8 protein-coding genes are annotated in these 12,559 nt (G+C 59.8%); 1 reads left to right on the forward strand and 7 read right to left on the reverse strand.

From position 1 onward, the window contains the following. Positions 1-2: 2 nt before the first annotated feature. The 7 genes from FGQ67_RS08380 to FGQ67_RS08410 are packed head-to-tail and all read right to left on the reverse strand — an operon-like array spanning position 3 to position 10,465. Positions 3-794: a polyphosphate polymerase domain-containing protein gene (locus FGQ67_RS08380; RefSeq protein ID WP_138341314.1), complete on the reverse strand. Its 792-nt coding sequence runs from the start codon at positions 792-794 to the stop codon at positions 3-5. Further along, the gene (locus FGQ67_RS08385; protein WP_138341316.1) at positions 781-2,550 is read right to left on the reverse strand and encodes a CotH kinase family protein; all 1,770 of its coding nucleotides are present in this window, start codon (positions 2,548-2,550) and stop codon (positions 781-783) included. The genes FGQ67_RS08380 and FGQ67_RS08385 overlap by 14 nt, the downstream gene beginning before the upstream one ends. After that, positions 2,540-4,084 (reverse strand): exopolysaccharide Pel transporter PelG, encoded by a 1,545-nt coding sequence (gene pelG, locus FGQ67_RS08390; RefSeq protein ID WP_138341318.1) that lies wholly within the window; start codon positions 4,082-4,084, stop codon positions 2,540-2,542. Before pelG ends, FGQ67_RS08385 begins: the two co-directional genes overlap by 11 nt. A 3-nt stretch (positions 4,085-4,087) precedes the next feature. Next, entirely contained in the window at positions 4,088-5,515 is a 1,428-nt protein-coding gene (gene pelF, locus FGQ67_RS08395; RefSeq protein WP_138341320.1) for a GT4 family glycosyltransferase PelF, read from the reverse strand. Further along, positions 5,512-7,392 (reverse strand): DUF2194 domain-containing protein, encoded by a 1,881-nt coding sequence (locus FGQ67_RS08400; protein WP_138341322.1) that lies wholly within the window; start codon positions 7,390-7,392, stop codon positions 5,512-5,514. The genes pelF and FGQ67_RS08400 overlap by 4 nt, the downstream gene beginning before the upstream one ends. Further along, positions 7,389-8,294: a hypothetical protein gene (locus tag FGQ67_RS08405; RefSeq protein WP_138341324.1), complete on the reverse strand. Its 906-nt coding sequence runs from the start codon at positions 8,292-8,294 to the stop codon at positions 7,389-7,391. Before FGQ67_RS08405 ends, FGQ67_RS08400 begins: the two co-directional genes overlap by 4 nt. Beyond that, positions 8,291-10,465 (reverse strand): DUF4118 domain-containing protein, encoded by a 2,175-nt coding sequence (locus tag FGQ67_RS08410; protein WP_138341326.1) that lies wholly within the window; start codon positions 10,463-10,465, stop codon positions 8,291-8,293. The genes FGQ67_RS08405 and FGQ67_RS08410 overlap by 4 nt, the downstream gene beginning before the upstream one ends. Positions 10,466-11,071: 606 nt before the next feature. Between FGQ67_RS08410 and FGQ67_RS08415 the strand changes: the two genes are divergently transcribed. Further along, positions 11,072-12,454: an RNA-binding domain-containing protein gene (locus tag FGQ67_RS08415; protein WP_117774272.1), complete on the forward strand. Its 1,383-nt coding sequence runs from the start codon at positions 11,072-11,074 to the stop codon at positions 12,452-12,454. Positions 12,455-12,559 lie beyond the last annotated feature (105 nt).

The following is a 12,559-nucleotide window of genomic DNA, read 5'->3' on the forward strand; positions in this document are numbered from 1 at the left end:
GTCTAAATATCCCCTCGGTTCTCAAAATCCGATTCCCAGTAATTAAATCCGCGCAGGTAGGCGGTCTTGTCATAACACAGGCAGTACTTAGAGACCGCCGTGAGTTCGGCCGCGCCCGGCGGCACCATATCGCGCACCAGCTGCGGACAAAACTCCGTAAACTTGACCTCCATCACCAGCTTGCCGGGCTCCAGGACCGGCAACGCGGGCAGCGTCGCGTCAAAGATATCGAAGCTTCCCACCGCGGCACGCACGTTCATGTCAAACGTAATGCGCACGGTGCCCTCATCCATCACCCACGGCTCGCGCTCGTAGTCCACGATGGTCCGCGGGCGCATCATGTTGCAGATGCACTCGATGTAGAACTCGCGACAGAGCGGATAAGGACTCCTCAGCAAAAAGTCGTAGTCGCCAGCCAGAATCTGCTCAAACTCGCCGCGCGTAAGCGGCGCGTCCTCCTTGTAGATCCAGCTGCCGTACTTCTTTTTGCGCTCAAGCTTAATCACCTTGTCGCTGCCGTTATAGATGCGCACGCGATACTTTTTGCGCATGAGAATGCCGGCGTCTTTTTCCTCGTAGGCCGAGTTGCAGTAGTCGTCAAAATACAGGCTGCGAATGGTGTAACCACCCGCCCGCGCATGCTTGTCCAGTTTAAAAACCGGCGCCATGCGACAGGCAAGCGCGGAGTGCTCGCCCTCGTTAATGAGATATTTGAGCTCGTGGCGGTAACGCTCCTGCGTGGTACGTACAGGCGGAGCCGCCAAGCGCTCAAGCAGCGCGCTAGCCCTCCTCATACGTGTCCTCCACGACCTTACCGCCGTCTTGCACGTAAAAACACTTCATGCCATAGTGCTTGCCGTCGTCAGTCACATAGTAGTCAAACGCATCTTGCCTATAACCGTCGGAGTTGGTGGCACGCACGCGCACAAAATACTGGCCGGCATCGGGCGCATCGCAGGTCACCTCGGGAAGCAGCACGTCCTCGGCCTTAAAGACCACGTCGCTTATGGCATAGTCGCGCGCAAGCTCTACGGTGTAGCGAATGTCGCGCGCCTCAAAGTCGTAGGACGCATCCCAGTTAATGCGCAGCTTACCGTTATCGATCTGCGGCACGCCGATGTAGAACGGCATGGGCTTTTTAAAACTCTCGCGAAAGCTCTTGTAGTTCTCCTCGATCTCGGAGGGAATCGCCACGGCGATCTGCTCGTATTGGTCCTTGGTGACAGGCAGATGGTCGATATCGGGCGAAGCAAAGACCAGGGATTCAGTCACCTCGCGGTAGTGCTTGATCATCTTGCTCAGGCGTGCCTCGGTCATATACGAGCGCAGGTCCTTGACGGCGCTATCGAGCTCGGCGCGGAACGACTTGCTGCGCAACGCGCGGTTAAACAGCACGTTGCCCCAGTAGTTGCTTGCGCCACGCTCCCAGCTCGCATAATCCGAGAATCCCGTCAGGCTCAACTCGAGCTTGCGCAGCATGCCGTCGTTATCCCAATCCAGGATGTACCAGACCTTGGAGTTAAGCGGACTGTATAGATAGCAGTTACGGTTCTGCGTATCGCAATTGCCCGTCAAGATCTGAAACGCCATCCAATAGACCAGGTTCTCGGTATCGAAGTAGGTGTCGAGCACATCGTCGATCTTATGCGTATCGTCGTTGAGCGCATCGAGCATCTCGATCAACTTGGTATGGTCCGAATCGCCCTTAATCTCGAGCATGCCCTCAAACGCCGTCTGGTTGTAGTCGGGGTCATCGGTGAGCTTAATGGTGTCTTCGAAGCGATGGAAATCGAAGTTGTTCACCTTATACAGATGCCCGTTCTTATCCAGACCGTGAGCCTTAAGTGCCGTCTTGTTGAGCTGCTCGACCTGCGTAAACAGGCCGTAGTCCTCAAAGGTGTCGTTGGACTTTTCGGTCTGGTCGCACACCCACAGATGCACAAACTGCGTGCGCAGGCCCATCATCTGGGGAATCCCACGGATAAGGTCGTAGGCCATCTTGTTGCGAAAACGCATACCCTCGCCCATGTGCTTGTTGAGCGCAATCGCGCGCTGTTGGCGCCAGGTACCCTTGCCCTTTTTGAGCTCCACCTTGTAATTCTTTTGCGAGTTCATGCTCGATGTCTGACCGCGCACCCGCACGGTAGCATTGGGCGCTTCCTCGCCATAGCCAACCTCGCCGGCCACCGGGCCGTCTTCGTCGCCCGGCTGCAGCAGGCCCATAACCTGATAGCGCGTCACGCCCATGTCGGCATAGTCATACACCGAGTACGTGTTGATCTCGGCCCAGCTGTGGTCGGTGTTCTCGGAGCTGTTGCCGCGCGAGACCGTCAGATACATGGTCACAATACCCGAGTCGTCGTAGACCTCGTACAGCTCATCTTTATCGCGTAGGTGCTTGGTACCGTCCGAGGACTCGGCCTTTTTAATCTTGTCCTGCTTTTTGACCTTTTTGGTCGAGGGGTCTTCCTGCACCGAGCAGCCCGAAAGCAACAGCGCACCGGCAGCCGCCTCAAAAAGGCGACGGCGGGACATCATTCTATCGGTCATCAGAACCTCCCCAATGCTTGCGATACACGTGAACTACTGCGCGCTCAAACGCACCATGTGGCTCACCCTTATGGCGACCTTCCTCGTAGCATTGCTCAACACGGTCGAGCACCCGGCCAAGTTCGGTAAACCAGCCCGTCTTGTCAGTCGCCACAATGGGCTGCTGGCTCAGGATACGATACGGCAAGTTGGCGGTATAGGTATCGAGTCGCAGCAGCGCCACGATAAAAAACACCGCCGCACCCAACAAAAAGCCAAAGCCGTAAAACTGCTGCGGCAAAAGCAACGACACGGCAGTCGCCAGCCCGGCCACACCGGCAAACAGGCCCGAAGCCAGCACGGCCCCCTTATAGTCGGTAAAGTACAGCAAGATGAGCATCACCGTATTACCCACGGCATACAGGCCATAGCCCACGCACAGCGTGCGAAAATACCCGTGCATAAGGTTGTTAAAGCCCAACGGTAGGGCCGACAGCACCGTGGTCTCGAGCGAAATGACCGCCGCGGTCACAAACAGCTGCTTGAGCGCACAAAAGCGCAGTTCGCTGTTAAGCGTGGAGAGCATCTCCTCCTCGGCCACCACAATGTCGCCCACCACGCCGCCGTCGTTGATCAGGCTGTAGTAGTCGCGATAGCGCGGATAGAAGTTGACCTCGACCGAGACCACAAAGTTGACGGTCGTGACCAGGATGGTCAAAAACGCGATGAGCGCCGGCACATCGTAGTAGGGCGCACCATAAAAGAAGCCCTTGACCTGCACGCCAATGGGACCGGCCCAAATAATCACCAGGTGCGCAAAGAGCCCCAGATTGGTTAACAGGCCCGTGAGCGCCAGCGGCATAAACTGATCGAGCCACTGCAAAAAGAGCCAGGGGCTGCGGTCGCTCTGAGGAAAATACCGGTATAGCAGAACCACGTCCCAGGCAAGCATGACGCCGTAGCCCAGAGCAATTGATGCCAACAGGCCCTCGACCGGCGGCAGCCCCAGTGCCAGCGCGGCCAGGGCGCATAGGCACGCGACGTCAATGGCAGCCGCAAAGCTGCACAGGATACCGCGGTAATCCTTGATGGCGGTGAGGTAGCTCATGCCGTTCCAGTTGACGATCATAATGTTGAACAGCCACAGGCACAGCAGTCCCTGCAGCAGTGTGGCGCCCGAGAACAGCAAAAAGGCGCCGTAGAGCACGGTGCCCGCAACGAGCATGATGGCGTTGGAGCCCCAAAACGAAGGCAGTATCTCATCCTCGCGCTCGGCATACAACATATCAGCCAAAAAGCGCGTGACCGGCATGGAGAAAAAGCTCGTGAGCAAAAGTGAGGCCAGCAGTGTGTAGGTCACCATGCACACCAGCAGATCCTGGTTGGCACGGCCCACACCCCACAGACCGCACAGCACCAAGATACCCACCTGCAGCAGCACGCCCAACAGCATGGGACCCGTGCACACAATGCCGGCGTAGCCGTAAGCACGCATCGTGGCAAACAGGCCCCTGCGCCTAAACAGGCGCTTAAGCTCAAAACCAATTCCGGCCATCGGCTACTCCCCCTCTCTGGGCAGGTTAAACGCACGCGCCGTCTCGTCGTACAGCGCGCGATAGTTGGCGAGCATTTGCTCGTGCAAAAAGTACGTGGCAACGCGACGCTGCCCGCGCTCCCCCATCTCGATACGACGGGCGCGGCTTGTGCACATGCGCTCCATGGCATCGGCCAAGCCCTTGCGATACATGGGCGGCGTCACAAAACCCGCCACGCCATAGTCGTCACCCGGGGCGCCTTCGAGCAGCTCGCGGCAGCAGCCCACCTCGGTCGTCACGCAGGGACGGCGCGCTGCAAGCGACTCCAGCACGCTGAGCGGCTGGCCCTCGGAGATGCTCGTCAAAATGGTAAAGTCGAGCTTTTCCATGTACTCGACCACGTTGACGCGGCCAGTAAAGATCAGGTCGCGCACGCCCAGGGTTTCGACCAGCGCGTGGCACTCGGCGCCATACTCCTCGTCGTCCACGCCGCCCATGATGTGCAGGCGCACCTTGGGCAGGCGCTCATGCAGCTCAAAGAACGCATAGATCATAGTCTTGACGTCCTTGATGGGCGCCAGGCGCACCACCGCGCCAATGTCCACCCAGCCGTCATCGGGCTTTAAGGGAATGTCCTTAAAGCGGTCGAACTGGATGCCGTTGGGGATGACCAGACATTTGTCTGCATCGCAACCCATATCGATCTGCGTCTTGCGGGCGTTATGGAACAAACTCGTCGCGCGGAAGGCGCAGCGGTAGATCTCCTCCGAAAGCAGGTAGAAAAAGCGAATCCAGCGGTCCTTAAACGACGGCACCACCCAATCGGCGCGAATGATCTCTTCCTCGCGCTCGCGGGTGTAGATGCCATGCTCGGTCAACAGCACCGGCGCATGGTGAACGCTTGAGCCCAGGCAGGCGAGCAGACCACCGTAGCCGGTCGAGATGGCATGGTACACATCGGCCACCGGCACCTCGCTGCCCAACAGGTAGAGCACGGGCAGCAACATGGAGCGCATGGTGTGGAATGCATCGGCAAAGGGCGTGTAGGGATACTCGGCCAGGCACACGTCGCGAAAGATATCCATAAACGTGCGGCTCTGCAAAAACGAGAGCGGATGCACGCGACGGCGGTAGAAGATATCGAATAACACGTCCCAGTCCGGATTGGAGAGCGACACCAGACGGCGTAACGCCTCGCGCTCACGGTCGTTAAAACTGGCTTCATGTTGCTCACCCGAAAGCCGCAGGGCATCGTCCAGGAACACCTCGTGCACCTCGACCACGTTGCCGGGCAGCTCGTAGACAAACTTGCCACGGTCGGCAGCATGCGCGCCGATCACCCACAGCACAAACTCGTGCTCGGGCATGGCCGTAATGTAGCCATGCATCCAGGTAGATACGCCGCCGTGCACATAGGGGTAGCAACCCTCGAGTACCAGACAGATTCTCATTTATCGCCACCCTCCTTGCGCTCGATCGTCACGGTCTTATCATTTGCCTTGAGCAGATACAGATTGCCCGTAAGGTGCGTCAGTTCGCCACCCGTCACCGCACCCGGCTCGCCATTATTGGCGCGGAACATGAGCCACGCCTCGTCGTGGAAATTGCCCAGGCTGAGCGTCCAGGCATCCGCGCTGGTATCCACGCTCACCGTCACGGACGAAAAGCGCTGGATGGCACCGGAGCACTCCGACGCCGTCTGGTGCCGCAGGTCGGGCGCGGATTTGGTAAGCCACTCCAGGTAGTCGACCAGGCCGCCCTTGTAGACCTCCCAGCCCTCCTTGGCACCACGATCGGGATCGAGCAAGTCGTCCGGGTGCATAAAATGCGTGCTCACGTAGTGCATGTTGAGCTCGGACACGGCTGCCAGGCGCATATAGGAATCGTCGACCATGCCGCCCGAGACAATACGTGGCTGCTCCACAATGCCGTCGCTCGCCACGCCAAACTCCTGCACGTAGGGCAGGTCGGTGCCATCCTCAAAATACGTGCTGGCGATGGTCTTAATGCGCGGAACGTCGGTGCCGATGAGCTTGCGCGCTCGGGCCGAAAGGATATTCGACGGCGGTACGTAAACCGAGCCATGAGCGTTGGGCAGAACCTCGTCCTGAAACGCGATAAGTTCGTTGAGCGAAGCGACGAGCGTCTCTTTGTTCTTCCAGGTCTTGTAGACGTACAGCGTGCCGTAGTCGGTGTCCCAGAGCGCGAGCGGCTGATGGTTGTAGCCGTGAAAGCCCAGCTCGCCGCCCATCTGCAGCAGCATGCCGCCAAAATATCGAAACTGCGTGGTATCGGGTTGGCGCGCGGGCTCGGTCTGGTTGACCGCGTCCTCGTAGTTTTCGATCATCACGCCGGTATAGCGAATGCCATATTTTTGCGCGAGCTTTTGCAGATCGGGCCACCAGACCTTGGTGTAAAAATCCGCAATGGAAAGGCCGTAGTCACGCTTGATATAAGTACCATCGCCCGAGGGCACGGGGCTAGGAAAGTCGTCCAAATAGAACACGGCGCTGTTGATGACCGGATAGGCCGTAGCATCGCCCAGCAGACTGATCGCCGCGGCGAAAAAGCCGCGCATGACCTTGTCGTAGATACCGATATTGCACACCACGGTGCGCCCGCTACCGCAGTCATTAGACCAAATGAGCGGGGCGCCCGCATCGCCAGTCTTAGCCCACTCACGCGCCGTCTCGCGCAGCGATACTGAAAGCGACGAATCAAAGGGGTCCGAGAGCTCGTAGCGCTCTCCCCCGCCCAGCATAAAGTCCTCACTCGGCACAATGCTTTCGGCTTTTACATAGTCATATCCGGCCGATTCAATGCCAAGCTTGGAGGCAATCACTTGCAGATAGCTCGAGTTATCCGGCGGCATGGCGAGCATAAGCGAACCGCCGGCACTCACCCAACTCATAATGTCGCTCAGGTGCGTACCGAGCCCATCGAGCGACGGCATGAGCAAAATCACGCGATCGAAGGAGGTCAGCGAGGGAATGGCATCCGCACCATCCAGGGCAAGATCCACGTCGCGATGGGCGATCTTCATGTCCAGCAAAATCTGGTCGAACTGGTCTTTGACGTCGTCGACGCCATCTTGGTCCGAGTCTGTAATGACCAGGCACGTGGGCTTTTGGCCAAAGATTGCCGAGGAGGCCGGCACCGCGTCGTTGGCGGCAAGCATCCCCAGCCTATGCTGGCCCGCACTGTACTGCACGCCGGCACGCTCCACCAGCAGCACGGCGGCCATGGCAATAAAGACCGCCCACACCACGAGGAGTCCCATCCAACGAAAGCGGCCCACACGGTCTCGGATATGTTGCGCCACGCTCATCGGGCCTCCTCCCAATCGCGCCAAAACGCCAACTTTTCGCGGTTGTCGGCGCTCAAATACACACGTTGCTTGTCAATCGCATCGATCACACAGTGGACCTCGTCACCGTCGCGGCGCATCACGGCTAGGCGCAGGCAAAGCATCCAAACCTCCTGCTCCTCGGGCACGTCGAGTACCAGCTGGTCGGTCACGGCCTGCGCCTCGTCGATCTGTCCGACATCGGCCAGCGCCGTCGCGTATCGAATGCGCAGCTCAAGGGTATCCTCGCGCTCGCAGCGACGCGCAAGCAGGCGCGCGTACTGTTGGCGCTGAATCTGAGCAACGCGCCCCTCAGCCAAGCCCGAGCCCAAGTATTCACCAAGAAAATCACAGTATTCGTTGAGGTTTTGCGCGCTCGGGTCCGTCTTAAAGGCACGCTCCAGCTGCTGCAGTTTAAGGTCGGACTCCTTGGAGATCTGCGCCACCGCCGTCGCGGCATAGTGCGCCACCTCAACGTCGTCGTTAAGCTTAGCCGCCTGCAGCTGCGCCAGGTACGCGTCGGGCTCCTCGGTGAGCATGGAGAGCATTAGGCGGCGCCGGTATGCCGGGTCGTTGACGATAAGCGCCTCCTCGAGCGGCACTACGCCTGCATCGTCCTCACCGCTCGGTACCGACATACTACGATGCAGGTCGTCGTTGAAGCGCAGCGACTCCAGCGCAGACTCTTTCAGCCACTCGCCAAGCACCGCGCTGCGCACCGATAGCAAAACCACCAGCAACGGGCCCCACAGCGGCACCAGCACTATTACAGCCAGCATGTGCCCGCGCACCGGCAGCAGGCCCAGCTTCATGAGCGTCCACAGCATCAGACAAACCAGCGAATGAATCAGCAGCAAGACGGCAGCAACGACAAGCGAGATCAAGCGGCACCCCCCTCACCGTCACCGGTGTAAGCGATGCGCTGCAGCAGCGCCACGATGCCCTCGCCGTCGACGGGCTCCACCGCAATATGCTTTGCGCTCAGGCGCTTACGGATAATGGGAAGATCGCACGCCTTTGCCTGGCGCATAAGCAGGTAGAGCACGTTGCCGTCGACCAAGCCCGCCGCGTCGCTCTCGCGGATTGCCGACCCAATTGCGCCCACCAGCTCGCCGACAGGCTCCATGCCCGGTACCACGCGCAGGAGCAAAAAACTCCCCATCTTGCTATCTGCCAGCGCCTGCTCCGCCGCGAGCTCTTGGCCAAAGGCCGCCTGCTTGAGCACGCAAGTGCCGTCAACGCAGCGTTTATCCTGCGCCACCGCCTCATAGTCAAAGGCACGGCCCAGCGCGCTTTCGACCAGCCCGCACAAGATGCGGAACAGGTTTTGATAATAGAGGGTCATTTGGTTTTCGGCCGCACTACGCACAAAGATCAACACGGCGGGTGCCCCGTCGCGCTCGATCGCGTATCCAAACATGGGAAACCCCGGCGTCAGCTCACGGTTCACCCACAGGTTCGAACGACCCCCGTCGCCCAAAAGAGGTGCAAGCTGCTCAAGCGTGAGCGAGCGTGCGGCATTTTCGGCAATCGCGGGACTTGCTGCCACCAGGCGTGCAAATGCCCCGCCCGAAACATGGTAGATCGCCACCGAATCGTTCTCGAGGATCTCGCCCAGAAGCTCGCAGCACTTGCGATAGATGTCGCGTGGGTTGAGTACGTCGAGCTCCTGCGTCACGGCAAAGATCTTGCCAAAGCTGTCGTGGCGACCCACAATCTGGCGCCTGTACGCACGCTTGTCCTCGATCGCGTCGTGGTAAAGCTGTGTGAGGAACGTATTGCGATTACGCACGAGCTCGTTTTGATCGCGCTCCGCCCTAATGGCTTCGCTGTTGCGCAGCTGCACATAGCCGCACACGGCACCCACCACAAAGTACGCAATAAACGGCAGCCAGTTGGACGGCTCGTAAAAGAGACCCTGGAAGGTATAACCGTACTGAGTAAAGTAGCTCGCGGCCAAACCCACCGACGCCAGCAGCGCCGCAACCAGGCCAAAATCGAGCCCATACAGCGTGCCGATCAGTACCACGTACAGCAGGCGGTAGTCGAGCACGTTAAGCTGAGCAGACTGCGAAAACACCAGCTCCAGGCCCTCAAAGAGCACCCAGGCCAGCGCGGTCTCCAGGCATTTGATGGGCAGTGTCCGCCCGCGCATGCGGTCGATGGCGGCACGCAGCGGATGGCGCTTGCCCGCGAGGGTCTGCTCCCAGCGGGCGTGTATGGTCGAAAGATCGCGCAGCACGTCATAGCGCTGGAACCACCCGTAGCGCGTGCGGACGGTATCGCTCGGAGCAATGGAGACGACGGCGTCCCCGTCGTAGGTAATGTCGAGCCCCGGGAACAAGCCCTTGAGCGCCTCGCCCAGGTCTCCCACGGTGTGGGCAAAGCTATCCGGAACCTCGAGTTCCTCGAATGTGGCATCCCAGCTGTCGAAGATGCGACGCACCAGAACGGCCAGCTCCTCGGCGCAGAGGGCACCGAGCGGTGAGTCCGCCCCAGCCCTCATGACAGCAGAGCCTTGCGAGCACGCCTCGAACAGCGGGGTCAAAATCGGGTCTTCCAGCGTGGGCGAGGCGGTGTACAGATACGGCACGCGCAAGATCTTGGCCTGAATGCCGTCGCGGACCGCATAGTAGCGGCACAGGTCGTTGGCCGCACGGGCAATGATGCCCTTGCCGTTTTGCCCCGCAACGTCCACCGCACCGTCCGCTCCCATGGGACCAGTCACAAACAGCAGCTGAATCTGGCGACCCATGCAAGCTCGAAAGACGGAGCGCAGCAGCTCGATGTCGCCAACGGCCTCGGTATGCGGCGTGAGATAGGTAGAGAGGTAGACCACACGGTCGAATTCGTAAGCCTGGTCCAGGTGCTGCAGCAGCTCTTTCCAAGACGCATGGAGCGACGACCCGTCGCGGCGCGCCTCGTTGGCCGCCACGACCTGAACATGGTCACCGGGAAACGCCTTGGCACAAAAGTCGTCATCGACATACGCGGTATTGCCAACAACCAGCACTTCCACCGTGCGCTCCCCCTCCCCAAATTTAGCTTTTGCCATGGTAAACATGCGTATTGTACGCTGTCAATGTAGGCCAAAGGCAACTTTAAAGCTGTTTTAAGAACTTTTTCAGACGGGAAGCGACTCGCGCCTGAGCCAGAGAGCCCTACACGTGCCGCTGCACGGCGGAGAAAGGCGAATCCACTACCCCTCAGGCATAATTCCTGAGCAAAATCAAGCAGAGCACACGGCTTTTTGCGCCACTTTAAGACGTAATCGGGATGTGGCGAGAGGCCAAATTCGGAAGTGCGGGGAAAACCAAAGGAATGCTGACCAGACCCCCGTTTTAGGCTTCCGCGACCTGCGGTTTTGATACAAAAAAACCGCGTTGTGCTCGAAGGTTTTCGATTTTTCCCCGCACTTCTGTAATTACATCTCTGGATCGAGGGCGCAGGCAATGGTGACGACATCCACGATAGCGCCCCCCTATGCCTGATACCAAAATCGTTCCATAGGGACCCGTTTCCCAATGGGATGATTCTTCACAAAGGGCATTAAGGCGCATGAGAACATGGTAGAGGCAAGCAAGCGCGCTTCCACGTTTTCGCCCATGGTGACCACGGTATAATCCAACGAGACAAGCAACGAACGGGAAAGGCAGCGCGGATGAACCTGGGCAGCGAGAGCGAGACCGTCGAGTTCAAGAAGTCCACTGGCGAGCATAAAGAAGCACTGCAAGCCATCAGCGCCATGCTGAACAAGCACGGCCGCGGCGAGCTCTACTTCGGCGTGAAGGACAACGGCGATGTCATCGGCCAGGATGTCAGCGACGCAACGCTGCGCCAGGTGACGTCGTGGGTGTCCGACAAGATCGAGCCCGCGGTGTTCCCGACGGTCGAGTGCCTCGACGCCGATGATGGGCTGCGATACATCAAAATTGCCTTCTCAGGTGCCGACGCCCCCTACTCCGCCGACGGACGCTACTTCACCCGCGTGGGGACTTCGAACAAAGCGCTGTCGGCCTCGGAGCTGAGCGCCATGGTCGTCAAGCGTGAGCGCGCCCGTAGCCCGTGGGACTCGCTGCCGTCCGGCAGGCCCGTCTCCGACGCCGACGAGCAGGCGGTGCGTGACTTCGTCGCGCGCGGCGGCAGGGCCGGACGCGTGGGCGGCGGGTTCGCCGGCGTGGAGGACACCTTGGCAAGGCTCGACCTCGTCGCGCCCGACGGCAGCCTAAGAAACGCCGCGGTGGAGCTGTTCTGCGAGGGATCCGACACCTACCCCAGGATGAAGCTGGGGCTTCTGGGCGGCAACACCAAGGCCAAGATCCTCGACCTGCGCCGCGAGTGCGGCACCATGCTCAAGCTGCTCGACTTCGCCGAGTACTTCGTGACGTCGAACATCAGGCGCGAGTTCGTCATCGGCGAGACGGGCATGTACCGCAAGGAGATCCCCGAGATCCCGGCCGAGGCCATCCGCGAGGCGGTTGCCAACGCGCTGTGCCACCGCGACTACACCACCGGCACCGCCGTCGAGGTCAACGTGTTCATGGACACCGTCCAGATCGTGAGCCCGGGCCTGTTCCCCGAGGGCGACTCGCCGCAAGAGCACCTAGACGGTACCGCGAGCGAGTTCGGCCTCCGAAACCCCGCGATCGCGCGCACCCTGTTCCGCGCCGGCGTCATCGAGCAGTACGGCACGGGCATACCGCGCATCAAGGAGGCCTGCGAGGCAGCCGGCGTGAGGTTCCGCTTCGAGCAGACCGTCAACAGCACCGTCGTCGTCTTCGAGCGTCCTGGGTTACAGAAAGCGGCCTTCAGGAGAACCGCGGCCGACAACCGACCGCTCCTCAGCGAGCGCGAACGAGCAGCGATGGCAATTGCCGCCGCTCAGGGGAAAATCACGACCTCCGACCTCGCGCGGGAGTCCAATGTCGGTAGGAAAACGGCCTCGAAGACTCTGAAAGACCTTGCCGGGCGAGGCCTGTTGGAATGGGTAGGGAAAAGCCCGAAAGACCCGCACCAGTTCTACAGGATGCCAAGCGAAGTTTGAGGCTGCAGGTCCTAGCCGGGAAACAGGCTGTTAGCGCCGGGCGATTTTAGCCGCTAATAGTCAAACTATTTTGACCAATCCCGGTCACCGAATAATGGCCACCGT

The sequence above is a fragment of the Collinsella aerofaciens genome, from assembly GCF_005845035.1.
Taxonomy (GTDB): Bacteria; Actinomycetota; Coriobacteriia; order Coriobacteriales; family Coriobacteriaceae; genus Collinsella; species Collinsella aerofaciens_I.